Annotated in this window: 13 protein-coding genes and 1 riboswitch; of the genes, 6 read left to right on the plus strand and 7 right to left on the minus strand. The window is 67.6% G+C overall.

Going from position 1 to position 12370, the window contains the following annotated elements:
- Nucleotides 1-115 precede the first annotated feature (115 nt).
- Together fabB and fabA are read right to left on the minus strand one after the other, a co-directional pair.
- Nucleotides 116-1324, minus strand: coding sequence for a beta-ketoacyl-ACP synthase I (gene fabB, locus FQS62_RS02485; protein ID WP_049445922.1), 1209 nt, complete (start codon nt 1322-1324; stop codon nt 116-118).
- A complete protein-coding gene (gene fabA, locus FQS62_RS02490; protein WP_049445920.1) occupies nt 1324-1839 on the minus strand; it encodes a 3-hydroxyacyl-[acyl-carrier-protein] dehydratase FabA in 516 nt (171 codons plus the stop codon). Before fabA ends, fabB begins: the two co-directional genes overlap by 1 nt.
- A 191-nt stretch (nt 1840-2030) precedes the next feature.
- On the opposite strand from fabA, the gene dinB reads away from it, so the two are divergent.
- Complete coding sequence (gene dinB / locus FQS62_RS02495; RefSeq protein ID WP_049445937.1) at nt 2031-3125, plus strand: DNA polymerase IV; 1095 nt, start codon at nt 2031-2033, stop codon at nt 3123-3125.
- Between the two features lie 275 nt (nt 3126-3400).
- Here dinB and FQS62_RS02500 read toward each other — a convergent pair whose 3' ends face one another.
- Together FQS62_RS02500 and FQS62_RS02505 are read right to left on the minus strand one after the other, a co-directional pair.
- On the minus strand, nt 3401-4315 hold the full coding sequence (locus FQS62_RS02500; protein ID WP_208044203.1) for an MBL fold metallo-hydrolase: 915 nt from the start codon (nt 4313-4315) through the stop codon (nt 3401-3403).
- Between the two features lie 91 nt (nt 4316-4406).
- Nucleotides 4407-5045, minus strand: coding sequence for an NAD(P)-dependent oxidoreductase (locus FQS62_RS02505; RefSeq protein ID WP_049444869.1), 639 nt, complete (start codon nt 5043-5045; stop codon nt 4407-4409).
- A 107-nt stretch (nt 5046-5152) separates the two neighbouring features.
- Here FQS62_RS02505 and FQS62_RS02510 point away from each other — a divergent pair, with 107 nt between their 5' ends.
- The 3 genes from FQS62_RS02510 (at nt 5153) to gph (ending at nt 7591) form a co-directional block, all read left to right on the plus strand.
- On the plus strand, nt 5153-6082 hold the full coding sequence (locus FQS62_RS02510) for a LysR family transcriptional regulator (RefSeq protein ID WP_032128732.1): 930 nt from the start codon (nt 5153-5155) through the stop codon (nt 6080-6082).
- Nucleotides 6079-6870, plus strand: coding sequence for a class I SAM-dependent methyltransferase (locus FQS62_RS02515; RefSeq protein ID WP_107379062.1), 792 nt, complete (start codon nt 6079-6081; stop codon nt 6868-6870). The genes FQS62_RS02510 and FQS62_RS02515 overlap by 4 nt, the downstream gene beginning before the upstream one ends.
- A gap of 64 nt (nt 6871-6934) precedes the next feature.
- Nucleotides 6935-7591 carry a phosphoglycolate phosphatase gene (gene gph / locus FQS62_RS02520; protein WP_049444873.1) on the plus strand — a complete coding sequence of 219 codons (657 nt, stop codon included), beginning with the start codon at nt 6935-6937 and terminating at the stop codon, nt 7589-7591.
- A 99-nt stretch (nt 7592-7690) separates the two neighbouring features.
- On the opposite strand, the gene btuB is transcribed toward gph, so the two are convergent.
- On the minus strand, nt 7691-9532 hold the full coding sequence (btuB, locus tag FQS62_RS02525) for a TonB-dependent vitamin B12 receptor (protein WP_208044202.1): 1842 nt from the start codon (nt 9530-9532) through the stop codon (nt 7691-7693).
- Between the two features lie 113 nt (nt 9533-9645).
- Nucleotides 9646-9869: riboswitch (cobalamin riboswitch) on the minus strand.
- Nucleotides 9870-10011: 142 nt separating this feature from the next.
- On the opposite strand from btuB, the gene FQS62_RS02530 reads away from it, so the two are divergent.
- Nucleotides 10012-10590: a histidine phosphatase family protein gene (locus FQS62_RS02530; RefSeq protein WP_032128728.1), complete on the plus strand. Its 579-nt coding sequence runs from the start codon at nt 10012-10014 to the stop codon at nt 10588-10590.
- 86 nt (nt 10591-10676) lie between these two features.
- On the opposite strand, the gene FQS62_RS02535 is transcribed toward FQS62_RS02530, so the two are convergent.
- On the minus strand, nt 10677-11039 hold the full coding sequence (locus tag FQS62_RS02535; RefSeq protein ID WP_049444877.1) for a TfoX/Sxy family protein: 363 nt from the start codon (nt 11037-11039) through the stop codon (nt 10677-10679).
- Complete coding sequence (locus FQS62_RS02540) at nt 11036-11518, minus strand: free L-methionine (R)-S-oxide reductase MsrC (protein ID WP_049444878.1); 483 nt, start codon at nt 11516-11518, stop codon at nt 11036-11038. Before FQS62_RS02540 ends, FQS62_RS02535 begins: the two co-directional genes overlap by 4 nt.
- 68 nt (nt 11519-11586) lie before the next feature.
- Here FQS62_RS02540 and bioD point away from each other — a divergent pair, with 68 nt between their 5' ends.
- Nucleotides 11587-12273, plus strand: a complete 687-nt coding sequence (bioD, locus tag FQS62_RS02545; protein ID WP_088480676.1) for a dethiobiotin synthase — start codon at nt 11587-11589, stop codon at nt 12271-12273.
- The last annotated feature ends 97 nt before the right edge of the window (nt 12274-12370 follow it).

A 12370-nucleotide genomic window follows, 5' to 3' on the forward strand; every position in this document is an offset into this window, starting at 1 on the left:
CGTTAATGCTTCGGTAGGTGCCAACCTTGGTTGGCACGCTTTTCAATGCAGCCGAGCATGGCTCAGCTCTACATCCGTTGGTGGGTGCCGACCGTTGGTCGGCACACCTGCCCCATCACACCCGCCCGAACACCAGCGCGGCGTTGGTGCCACCGAAGCCGAAGCTGTTGGACATCACCGTATCCAGCTTCTGCTCGCGGCTTTCGCGCAGGATCGGGAAGCTCTCCACCTTCGGGTCCAGTTCGCCGATGTTGGCCGAACCGGCGACGAAGCCATCGCGCATCATCAGCAGGCAGTAGATCGCCTCGTGCACGCTGGCCGCACCCAGCGAATGTCCGGACAGCGCCTTGGTCGAGGACAGCGGCGGCACCGCATCACCGAACACTTCGCGGATCGCATTGAGCTCGGTGACGTCGCCCAGCGGCGTCGAGGTGCCGTGGGTGTTGAGGTAGTCCAGCGGGCGATCGACGCCCTGCAGCGCCATCTTCATGCAGCGCACCGCGCCTTCGCCGGACGGCGCGACCATGTCGGCGCCGTCGGAGGTCACGCCATAGCCGATCAGCTCGGCATGGATGTGCGCGCCGCGCGCAACGGCGTGGTCGTAGTCCTCCAGCACCAGCATGCCGCCGCCACCGGCGATGACGAAGCCGTCGCGGTCCTTGTCGTACGGACGCGAGGCGCTGGCCGGGGTCTCGTTGAAGCTGGTCGACAGCGCGCCCATCGCATCGAACATCACGCTCATCGACCAGTGCAGGTCTTCACCGCCACCGGCGAACATGATGTCCTGAGCGCCATGGCGGATCATGTCCGCGGCGGCGCCGATGCAGTGTGCCGAGGTCGCGCAGGCGGCCGACAGCGAATAGCTGACGCCCTTGATCTGGTAGGCGGTGGCCAGGCAGGCCGAGACCGTCGAGCACATCGTGCGCGGCACCATGTACGGGCCGACCTTGCGCACACCACGTTCGCGCAGCAGGTCGACCGCGCCGATCTGCCACTCGCTGGAGCCGCCACCGGAACCGGCGATCAGGCCGGTGCGCAGGTTGCTGACCTGCTCGGGGCTGAGCCCGGCATCGGCGATGGCATCGCGCATGGACAGGTAGGCGAAGGCTGCCGCATCACTCATGAAGCGCTTCTGCTTGCGGTCGATCAATGCGTCCAGGTCGAGGTCGACACGGCCGCCAACCTGGCTGCGCAGGCCGGCTTCGGCGTGGTCGGCCAGGGCGGTGATGCCCGAGCGCCCTTCGCGCAGCGCGGCCGAAACGGTATCCAGATCATTGCCGAGGCAGGACGTGATGCCCATGCCGGTGATGACGACGCGACGCATCAGAAGCTCCCGGTTTCAGTGAACAGGCCGACGCGCAGGTCGCGCGCGCTGTAGATTTCGCGGTCATCCACGTACATGCGCGCGTCCGACTGGGCCATCACCAGCTTGCGGTTGATGACGCGGCTGATGTCGATCTCGTAGCGCACCCGCTTGGCCTCCGGCAGTACCTGGCCGGTGAACTTCACCTCGCCGCAGCCCAGTGCGCGGCCCTTGCCGGGGGCGCCCAGCCAGGTGAGGAAGAAGCCGGTCAGCTGCCACATGGCATCCAGGCCGAGGCAGCCGGGCATCACCGGGTCGCCGATGAAGTGGCAGCCGAAGAACCACAGGTCCGGGCGGATATCCAGTTCGGCGCGTACCATGCCCTTGCCATGCGGTCCGCCGTCCTCGCGGATGTCGGTGATGCGGTCGAACATCAGCATCGGATCGTTGGGCAAACGGCCGGCGGCGGCGCCGAACAGTTCACCGCGTGCGCTGGCCAGCAGCTGTTCGCGGTTGAACGCGTGGAGACGGGTCATGAAGCACAATCCTGGAAGCGGGGAAACAGGGAAACAAGCGCTCGAGGATGCCCGTGGAAACTGCGCCGATCAAACATTTCAACCGTACGCAACCGTAGTGTTTTCAATGGAATACGCGCATCCTGTTGATGTGCAACGACCATACTTCGGCGTGTGGCCCGTTCGGCACGCCCCCGCCCTTTCCGCCTGACATGACCCGACTGCGCAAGATCATCCACGTCGACATGGACGCGTTCTACGCGTCGGTGGAGCAGCGCGACGATCCGTCACTGCGCGGCAAGCCGGTGGTTGTGGCATGGCGCGGCGCACGCTCGGTGGTGTGCGCGGCCTCGTACGAGGCCCGCGTGTTCGGCGTGCGCTCGGCGATGCCGGCGCTGCGTGCCGAACGCCTGTGTCCGGATGCGATCTTCGTGCCGCCGGACTTCGCGCGTTACAAGGCGGTGTCACGCCACGTGCGCGAGATCTTCCTGCGTCACACCGACCTGGTCGAGCCGTTGTCGCTGGACGAGGCCTACCTGGACGTGACCGAGCCGAAGAGCGGTATCGAACTGGCCACCGACATCGCCCGTACCATCCGCACGCAGATCCGCGAGGAAACGAACCTGACTGCTTCAGCCGGGATCGCGCCGAACAAGTTCCTGGCCAAGATCGCTTCGGACTGGCGCAAGCCCGATGGCCAGTTCGTGATCCCCCCGCAGCGGGTGGATGCGTTCCTGCTGCCGTTGCCGGTGAACCGGGTGCCCGGCGTCGGCAAGGTGATGGAAGGCAAGCTGGCCGCACGCGGTATCGTCACCTGCGGCGACCTGCGGCAGTGGGCCTTGATCGATCTGGAAGAGGCGTTCGGCAGTTTCGGCCGCAGCCTGTACAACCGCGCACGCGGCATCGATGAACGGCCGGTGGAGCCGGACCAGCAGGTGCAGTCGATTTCCTCCGAAGACACCTTCGCCGAGGATCTGCCGCTGGAAGATCTGGGTGAGGCCATCGTGCAGCTGGCGGAGAAGACCTGGAATGCCACGCGCAAGACCGAACGCGTCGGCCACACCGTGGTGCTGAAACTGAAGACCGCGCAGTTCCGCATCCTCACCCGCAGCTTCACCCCGGAGCGCCCGCCGGAATCGATGGAAGAACTGCGCGACATCGCGCTGGCCCTGCGCGCCCGCGTCGACCTGCCGGCGGAGACCCGCTACCGGCTGGTGGGTGTCGGACTCGGTGGCTTCCGCGAAAAGGAGCCGGTGGTGCAGGGGGAATTGTTCGAGCACGCAACGAACGATTCCCCACGGACCTGATGCATGTGTCGACCAAGGTCGACACCTACCAACAGCCGCGTGCCGACCAACGGTCAGCACCCACCAACAGCAGCGGGAACCTGTCGAAGGCGGGGTGGGTCCGGTTGCGGGGGCGCGAGCCGCATGGATGCGGCGACCGAGCCTCCATGGACGGATTCACGGCGTCCCCCGCAACCGGACCCACCCCGCCAACCTACAGATATCCAGCTGTTGCCGTTGCGTTGCCGTTGCATTGAGCAGGTGCAGGGCGCAGCCCTGCAAAACAACCCTTCACCTTAAGGCCACTGCATCTCGCCCTTGGCCACCTTCGCACTCAATTCCAGCGACTCCACGCCCGCCAGCTTCGGGTAGCGCGCCTGCATCGCTTTCACCAGCGCCGCGCTGTCCTTCGCCTTTGCCGCCTCAACATCGAACGCGCGGATGTAGTCCGCGGTGAAGCGCAACGCACTGGCATCCAGCGCCATTCCCGGCGCGTAGTGACCCGGCACCACCACCTTCGGCTTCAGTGCCTGCAGCCGCTGCAGGGTCTGCAGCCAGTCGGCATGCGACTTCGGCGTCTGCGTATCGGCCATCCACACGTGCTCGCCGGCTACCACCGGAATACCACCGACGATCGCGCGCAGCGACGGCACCCACAGCACCGTGCGGTCCGGGGTCGGGCCATCCAGGCCGATCAGCGGCAGGCGCTGGCCTTCCAGCTGCAGGGCGTCGCCGTCCAGTACCTGTGGCACCACGATGCGTGCCGGCACGTCGGCGCCCATCTTCGGTCCCCAGTAGGCCAGCTTGCCGGCCTGGGTCTGCTGGATATGGGCGACGGTCTGCGCGGTGGCGACGATGCGTGCCTGCGGGAAGGCGTCCTGCAGGGTGGCCAGGCCGAAGTAATAGTCCGGATCACCGTGGCTGATGTAGATCGTGGTCAGCTGCTTGCCGCTGGCGCGGATCAGCTCGACCAGCTTGCGCGCGTCGCTGGCGCCGAACTGCGCGTTGACCAGGATCGCATCGTGGCGGCCTTCGATCAGCACCGAGGACACCGAGAACATCGCCTGCGGGCCGGGATGGAAGGTCTGCAGGTGGAGTTGGGAATTCGTCGCCGTGGCCGGCGCCGGGGAGGAGGCCGATGCAGCAAGCAACGGCGCACTGGTGAAGGTGGCGGCCAGGGCGAGGGGAAGCAGCAGGGCAGCGGTACGCATGGGAATTCCTTGTGTAGAGCCGGGCCAATGCCCGGCTGCAGGTTCGCGTAGAGCCGAGCGCGGGCTTGGCTCTACAAGGGACGTGCGTGGATCAGTACGCCGCAGTGATGATCTGCTTCGGGTACTGGTGCGCTTCCAGCTCGGCGACGAACGCGGCGCCGTAGTCGGCGTAGCTGATGCGGCTGTGGCCGCTGGCGTCGGCGAGGAAAGCCTTGGGCTGCACGCGGTACTGGCCGCGCTCTTCGCCCGGGCCGATTTCGGCGGCCGGCGAGAAGAAGGTCCAGTCCAGGTCGTCCACTGCCTGCAGGCGGTTGAACGCTTCACGGTGGGCCAGCGCGTAGGGCTTGTAGGCCTCCGGGAAGCTGGGGGTATCGACCAGCTGCACGCCGGGGGCGACCTCCAGGCTGCCGGCACCACCGACCACCACCAGGCGCGGCACGCCGGCCTTGCGTGCGACGGCAGCCAGCTGCGCGGCGACCTCGCCGACGCGGCCGATGTCATCGCCCGGGCGCGGGCCGTAGGCACTGGCCAGCACGTCGTGGCCGGCGATGGCGGCAACCAGCGCGTCCTGGTCATCCAGCGAAGCGATCACCGGATGGGCGCCGGCCAGTTCTGCCGGAAGGTCCTGCGCGCTGCGCACGATGACAGTGAGTTCGTGGCCGCGGGCCAGCGCGTGGCGGGCGATCTGGCGGCCGATGTTGCCGGTGGAACCAACGAGGGCGATTTTCATGCAGGACTCCGTGGGGCGGTGTGGGGTGGGAATGGGGCCACTCTAGGCTGCTGCAGTTGATCGAAAAACAGCGTATAACGCGCTTGTTTGTTGCATGGATCGAGCATATGGACCGATTGACCGCCATGACCGTGTTCGTCGAGGTGGCCGAGCGCGGCAGCCTCACCGCCGCCGCCGAGGTGCTGGACATGTCGCGGGCGATGGTCAGCCGCTACCTGGCCGAGGTCGAGGGTTGGCTGGGGGCGCGCCTGCTGCACCGGACCACGCGTCGGGTCAGCCTGACCGGCCCCGGTGAGGCGGCGCTGGCGCGCTTCCGGCAGATGCTGGCGATCGGCGAAGAACTGCAGGGCGAGCTGGCCAGCGATGATCCCGAGCCGCACGGCACGTTGCGGGTGACCGCCAGTGTGTCGTTCGGGCAGAGCCATCTGGCACGGGCGGTGGCCGGCTTCGTTGCGCGCCATCCGGCGGCGCGCATCGAGCTGCTGCTGGTCGACCGCACGGTGAACCTGGTGGAGGAGCGGGTGGACCTGGCCGTGCGCATTGCGCGCCAGATCGACCCCAGCCTGATCGCACGGCGGCTGGCCACCTGCCGCTCGGTGCTGTGCGCGACGCCGTCCTACCTGCAGGCACGCGGCACGCCGACCGCCCCCGAGCATCTGGCCGCGCACAACTGCCTGACCCACCATTACGTCGGCAAGAGCCTGTGGCAGCTGCACCGAGACGGCCGTTCGCTGTCGGTGGCGGTAGGCGGCAACATCAGCGCCAACGAGGCCTCGCTGCTGTTGGAGGCGGTGCGGGCCGGTGCCGGTATCGCCATGCTGCCGACCTACCAGGTGGCGCCGCTGCTGCGCAGTGGTGAGCTGATCGAACTGCTGCCTGAATTCAGTCTGGACGAACTCGGCATTCATGCCGTGTACGCGTCACGGCGCCAGCAGCCCGCTATCATGCGGCGATTCCTGGATTTCCTGGGCGAGTGCTTCGCCAGCCCGGCCTTCCAGGATCTGGATTGGCGCCCACCGGGCAAGGAGAACACATGAACCATGGACAGGCCTTGATTGACCACAACCGTGCTGCCTGGGACCGCCAGGCCAGCGAAGTGCGCGAATGGTCGCGCCCGGTGGAAAGTTCAACGATTGCCGCCGCGCGCGAAGGCCGTTGGCAGGTGCACCTGACGCCCCGCGCGTTGCCGCTGGACTGGATGGGTGATGTGCGCGGCCGCCGCATCCTGTGCCTGGCCTCGGGCGGTGGACAGCAGGCACCGGTGCTGGCCGCTGCGGGCGCCGACGTCACCGTGTTCGATCTCTCCGACGGGCAGCTGGAACAGGACCGCAGCGTGGCGGCGCGCGATGGCCTGCAGCTGCGCACGGTGCAGGGCGACATGCGCGATCTGCACGTGTTCGCCAACGACAGTTTTGATGTGGTGTTCCATCCGATCTCCAACCTGTACGTACCCGACGTGCGCCCGGTGTGGACCGAATGCCGCCGCGTGCTGGCGCGCGATGGCATGTTGATGGCCAGCTTCTACAACCCGGTGCTGTTCGTCGGCGCGCGCGATCCGCAGCTCGATGCGCAGGGCCTGATCCGGCCGCAGTACGCCATTCCCTATTCGGACCTGGAAGACCTGCCCGCCGCAGAACGTGAGGCGAAACTCGCCCGCGGCGATGCGCTGACCTTCGGCCACAGCCTGACCGAACTGATCGGCGGGCAGCTGGATGCCGGCTTCATCATCGATCGCTTCATGGAAGACTGGCAGCCGCAGCCGCGTTTCCTGATCGACCGCTACCTGCCCACGTTCCTGGCTACCCGCGCGCGCCGCATCGGTTGAGGCGGATCGGTGCAAAAACCAGCGGCGTACAATGGACGGCCCCACGTCATGCAGGTGCCGTCCCTTGTCGTATCCCTATCCGCTGGTCGTGTTCGACCTTGATGGCACGCTGGTCGACAGCGCAGCTGATATCGCCGAAGCGCTGAACCGCACGCTGGAGGACATCGGTGTGGCACGCGTACCGGAAACCACGGTACTGGGCTGGATCGGCGACGGTGTGCGCCGCCTGGTCGAGCAGGCCCTGCAGGCGGTCGGCCGCGTGATCGACCTGGCCGAAGTGATGCCGATCTTCATGGTGCACTACCGCGAATGCCTGCTGCGCAGCCCGCGCCTGTTCGATGGCGTGGGTGAAGCGCTGGCACAACTGCGTGCACGCAACGTGCCGCTGGCGATCTGCACCAACAAGCCCGAAGCGCTGGTGCCGCCGCTGCTGCAGCACCTGGGTATCGGTGATGTGTTTGCGCTGGTGCTGGGGGGCGACTCGCTGCCGCAGCGCAAGCCCAGCGGTGAGCCGCTGCGGCACATCGCCGCGCACTTCGGGCTGCCGGTGGACGCCTGTCTGATGGTGGGGGATTCGTTGACCGACTACCGCGCCGCCGAAGATGCCGGCATGCCGATCGCGCTGGTGCGTTACGGCTACCCGCGCGGCCTGGACCTGGCCACCGCGCATGCCGTGGCGGTGATCGACGACCTGCGTGAACTGCCGGGGTTGCGGGGCTGAAGCAGGGGGTAGTGCCGGCCGCTGGCCGGCAACCCGGAACGCGTTGCCGAAGGTCATGATGTTGCCGGCCAGCGGCCGGCACTACCATGACCGTTGCGGTCACTTCGGCTGGTAACGCACGCTCAGCTGGTACTCGCGGCCGGGCTGGTTGAACCACGCCACCGTCTCATACCTACGGTCGAACACGTTGGCGGCACGCGCCAGCAGCGACCACGACGGCGTCAGCGCGTATTCGGCGCGCAGATCCAGCGTGCCGTAACCTCCCACCTTCACCGCGTTTGCGGCATCGTCGTAGCGCTTGCCGGCACCCTGCACGGTCAGGCCGGCGCGGAAATCGCCGAAGCGGCGGTCGACGTCCAGGCGCGCGGTCTGCTGTGCACGGCGCGGCAGCCAGTTGTCGAACTGGGTGCTGCCGCCGGTGCGGTTGCGCGGGTCGGTGTAGCTGAGCTGTGCGTTGATGTCGAAGCCGGCCAGCAGCACGCCACCGGTCAGTTCGGCGCCGCGGATGCGGGCCTTCTCCACCTGCTGCATCTTGAAGGTCGCCGCATCGTAGGTGATCAGATCATCGATGCGGGTTTCATATACGTCCAGGCCCCAGTGCCAGCCCTGTCCCTGCTGCGAAACGCCCAGGTTGGCGCTCTTGGACTTCTCCGGGTTCAACGTCGGCACACCGCTCCACGGGTCGTACAGATCGCTGAAGGTCGGTGCCTTGAACGCCGTGCCGTAGCTGGCGTTGACGCGCAGGCCGTCGCCCAGTTCCATGGCCCAGCCAACGCTGCCGGTGGCGTGGTTGCCGAACTGCTGGTTGTCGTCATTGCGCGCGCTGGCCTGCAGCTGGTGGCGGCCGAAGCGGCCCTGGTACTGCACGAACACGCCGGTGTTGCGGCGGCTGTCGACGAGGTAGCCCGCGCTGCTGCCATCCAGGTTGTCTTCGCTCCAGTCCACGCCTGCGCTCAGCAGCTGACCTTCGGCCAGCATGATGTCGCCCTGCAGCGAGGCGCTGTCGCGGTGGGTCTGTGCGCTGCCACGGGCACCGAAATCACCGAAGTTGTCCGACTCGTTGTCACTGCGGCCGACGTTTGCGGTGAATGCCAGGCGCTCGGAAGGGGTGTAGCGCACCTTGCCGGCCAGCACCTGCTGGCGGGTTTCCGAATAGTTGTAGTAGCCGTCGTAATGGTTCTTGCCGTCGGCGCGCAGGGCGCTGCCTTCCACGTTCCACTGGTCGTTGAAGGTGTAGCCACCGCGCAGGCTCTTGGACAGGTTGCGGTAGCCGTCGCGGTCGGGCTCGTCGGCGAAGCAGCCGGCGAACAGCGTGGCCGAGCCGCGGCAGGCATCGATGCCATCGGAATGCTGGTAGGCGATGTCGGCACCGAACCAGCCGCGCTCGGTACCACCGCCAATGCCACCGCTGGCTTCACGCAGGCCGTTGCTGCCAACGCCAAGCTGGAAGTGCGGGGCGAAATCGCCCTGGTTGCGGCGGGTGAAGATCTGGATCACGCCACCGATGGCGTCGGCGCCGTACAGGCTCGACTGCGGTCCACGCACGATTTCCACGCGCTCGATCTGCGCCAGCGGCAGGTCCTGGTACATGGCCAGGCCGAGGTCGGCACTGTTGATGCGCACGCCATCGACCAGCACCACGGTGTGGCCCGAGTTGGTACCGCGCAGGAACAGCGAGCTCTGCTTGCCGAGGCCGCCGGCATTGGTCAGGTTGATGCCGGCGCGGCCGCGCAGCAGCTCCTGCAGTGAGGTGGCCTGGCTGGATTCGATCTGCGCGCGGTCGATCACCTGCGCCGGCGCGATGCTGTCCTGCAGCGCGATGGGGGTGCGGGTGGCGGTGACCAGGATCTGGTCGAGCGCGGTGGTGTCATCGGCGGCCTGGGCCAGCGCGGGCAGGGCGGCCAGCACGGCCAGGGACAGCATTCGGGACTGCAGCTTCATGGGGGACTCCAGGTGCCACGCACGCCCGCGTGGCGAAGGGGAGGAGCCGCGAAGGCAGGCACGCGCCGATGCCGCAGCACAGGCCACGTCATCCAGCGCCATGCCCACCGCATCGCGACCTGAGGCTTCCGGGCCGGTCTCCGGGCTTGCCGCCGGGTGGCGCGAGGCCACCGTCCAGGCGCCTTCCCATGCTTGCGGCACAGTGGCGTTGTTGCCTGGAACTGACGTGCTTACCGTTGCGGGGGCAGCGCCGGCATGGCGTGGAATCACGCGTCACCGGCTTCCCGTTTCAACCTGCCGGCCGTGGCCGCAGGTCACCTGGAAGTGCGCGCAGTCTACGGCATCGCAGGCGGCCCGTAGTGTCGAACGTGTTCGACTGCCTTTGCTGTGCCTTTAGAATGGTCCCTCGATCCCGTGGTGCCGTTGCCGATGTCCGCCCGTTTCCCGCTGTTCCCGCGTTGCCTGTACAGGACTTGCGCATGATCCTCGACCTGGTCCGCCATGCCGGCAACGGTCGCGATGAGTTCCTCGATGGCCGCAGTGATCCGCCGCAGCTGGCCCGCCTGCCGCAGGAACTGGTCGACGCTTACGCCGCGCAGCCCTGGGAGCGGGTGATCAGTTCGCCGCGGCTGCGCTCGCTGCACACGGCGATGGCCCTGGCCACCCCGCGTGGGCTGGACGTGGAAGCGGACGAGGAATGGGAAGAGCTGGACTTCGGCGATTGGGACGGGCAGTCGCTGTTCGACCTGCCGGAGGATGCACTGGCCGCCTTCCATGCCGACCCGCACGCGTTCCCGCCGCCGAACGGTGAAAGCTGGGGCCACTTCGAGCGGCGCATTGCGCGCGCGCTGGATCGCCTGCTCGATGATGACGATCCGGTACCGACGCTGGTGGTCAGCCATGGTGGCCCGCTGCGCATGGTGCTGTCGCAGGTCTGCGGCCTGCCGATGTCGCTGTGCTGGGCCCTGCGCATCGACCACGGCACGCGCCTGCGGGTGTGGCTGGAACGCGGTGAGGTCGGGCTGGTGGGCGAGTTGCTGGAGCTGCAGCAGCCGTAACCCATCGGTAGTGCCGGCCGCTGGCCGGCAACTGCACGATCTTTGTAACGTTCCTGAGGTTGCCGGCCTGCGGCCGGCACTACCCGTCAATCCTCGTCCGCGCGCTCGGCCACGCTGTCCTCAGCGTCATCGTCAGCATCGAAGCGCTGCTCATGCACCGGGCCCGACGCCGGGCCGGCTGCCTTCAGCGGATGCGCGGCGATGCGCGCTTCGTAATCCTGCACCAGCGCCTCACGCTGCGGCTCGCTCAGTTCCTGCCAGTGGCAGTCCAGCAGTGCGCCTTCCAGTGAGTACAGCAGGTTCAGGCTGGGCCTGAAGCCGGCGCGCTTGACCTTGACGAAGGCGCCCACGGCACCGATCGCAACCAGGTCTTCGCGGCTGCGCAGGCCGACCTGGCGCAGCCACGCCGCACTCTTGGGGCCGATGTTGCGCAGCTTCGGTGCGCTCATCCCAGCGCCTCGATGAACACGCGGGCGATGGCTTCCAGGCCGGCCTGATCGTCGGCATCGAAGCGGCCGACCTTCGGGCTGTCGATATCGAACACGCCGATCAGTTCATCACCGCGCAGCAGCGGCACCACCAGCTCCGAACGCGAGGCCGAATCGCAGGCGATGTGGCCGGGGAAGGCATCGACGTCGTCCACGCGCTGGGTCACGCGCTGGCTGGCGGCGGCACCGCACACGCCCTTGTCCAGCGGGATGCGCACGCAGGCCGGCAGGCCCTGGAACGGGCCGACCACCAGCTCCTTGCCGTCGTACAGGTAGAAGCCCACCCAGTTCAGGTCGGGCAGGGCGTGGTAGACCAGTGCCGAGAGGTTGGCCGCGTTGGCGATGCGGTCGGACTCGGCGTAGACCAGGCCACGGGCCTGTTCCAGCAGCTGGGCGTATTGTTCCGGCTTGCTGCCGGTGAGCGAGGCATTGGCGAACATGCCTGCAGTCTAGCAAGCGCGCCGGGCCGGCGATAATGCACGCTCTGTTGCCCCGTTGGAGCCCGTCGATGCCGTTGCCCGCCACGCTGCCGCCCGCCCTGTTCGTCACCGGCACCGATACCGAGATCGGCAAGACTGCGGCCAGCACTGCACTGCTGCATGCGCTGCGCCGGCGCGGACTGCGCGCGGTCGGCATGAAGCCGGTGGCCAGCGGCAGCGAGGACCTGGGCCAGGGCCTGCGCAACGAGGATGCATTGGCGCTGCAGGCGGCCAGTTGGCCGGTGCCGGACTATGCCGACCTGAACCCGTATGCGCTGCGCCAGCCGCTGGCGCCGGAACTGGCCGCCGCCGAGGATGGCGTGCAGGTGGAGCTGGCGCCGATCATGGCGGCGTTCGAACGTCTGCGTGCACAGGCCGATGTGGTGGTGGTGGAGGGTGTTGGCGGTTGGCTGGCGCCGGTCTCGGCCACGCTCGACCAGCTCGACCTGGTGCGCGCATTGCGGTTGCCGGTGTTGCTGGTGGTGGGCATGCGGCTGGGCTGCGTCAACCACGCGCGACTGACCGCGCAATCGCTGCAGGCCAGCGGCGTGGAGTGCCTGGGCTGGATCGGCAACCACATCGACCCGGCGATGCAGCGCCAGGATGAAAACATCGCCACACTGCAGCAGCGCCTGCCGATGCCGTACTGGGGGCGACTGCCGCATCTGCCGGGGGCGGATGGCGAAGCGCTGAGCGCGCACCTGCTCGACGCCTGAATTGCTGAAACGCGAAATCGATGCCGGAGAGGGTAGAGTCGACTGTCAGTCGACTCGCGCGCGCAGCGCGGGATTTTCGGGCATCCGGTGAAGAGCA

This window comes from Stenotrophomonas sp. SBJS02, from assembly GCF_020428325.2.
Classification (GTDB): Bacteria; Pseudomonadota; Gammaproteobacteria; order Xanthomonadales; family Xanthomonadaceae; genus Stenotrophomonas; species Stenotrophomonas africana.

Excerpts from the sequence above, each read along its gene's own strand:
- FQS62_RS02515 (WP_107379062.1), top strand. The coding sequence starts at position 6,079 with ATGAACCATGGACAGGCCTTGATTGACCACAACCGTGCTGCCTGGGAC.
- FQS62_RS02510 (WP_032128732.1), top strand. The coding sequence starts at position 5,153 with ATGGACCGATTGACCGCCATGACCGTGTTCGTCGAGGTGGCCGAGCGC.
- fabB (WP_049445922.1), bottom strand. The coding sequence starts at position 1,324 with ATGCGTCGCGTCGTCATCACCGGCATGGGCATCACGTCCTGCCTCGGC.
- fabA (WP_049445920.1), bottom strand. The coding sequence starts at position 1,839 with ATGACCCGTCTCCACGCGTTCAACCGCGAACAGCTGCTGGCCAGCGCA.
- FQS62_RS02505 (WP_049444869.1), bottom strand. The coding sequence starts at position 5,045 with ATGAAAATCGCCCTCGTTGGTTCCACCGGCAACATCGGCCGCCAGATC.
- FQS62_RS02535 (WP_049444877.1), bottom strand. The coding sequence starts at position 11,039 with ATGAGCGCACCGAAGCTGCGCAACATCGGCCCCAAGAGTGCGGCGTGG.
- bioD (WP_088480676.1), top strand. The coding sequence starts at position 11,587 with ATGCCGTTGCCCGCCACGCTGCCGCCCGCCCTGTTCGTCACCGGCACC.
- dinB (WP_049445937.1), top strand. The coding sequence starts at position 2,031 with ATGACCCGACTGCGCAAGATCATCCACGTCGACATGGACGCGTTCTAC.
- FQS62_RS02500 (WP_208044203.1), bottom strand. The coding sequence starts at position 4,315 with ATGCGTACCGCTGCCCTGCTGCTTCCCCTCGCCCTGGCCGCCACCTTC.
- FQS62_RS02540 (WP_049444878.1), bottom strand. The coding sequence starts at position 11,518 with ATGTTCGCCAATGCCTCGCTCACCGGCAGCAAGCCGGAACAATACGCC.
- FQS62_RS02530 (WP_032128728.1), top strand. The coding sequence starts at position 10,012 with ATGATCCTCGACCTGGTCCGCCATGCCGGCAACGGTCGCGATGAGTTC.
- btuB (WP_208044202.1), bottom strand. The coding sequence starts at position 9,532 with ATGAAGCTGCAGTCCCGAATGCTGTCCCTGGCCGTGCTGGCCGCCCTG.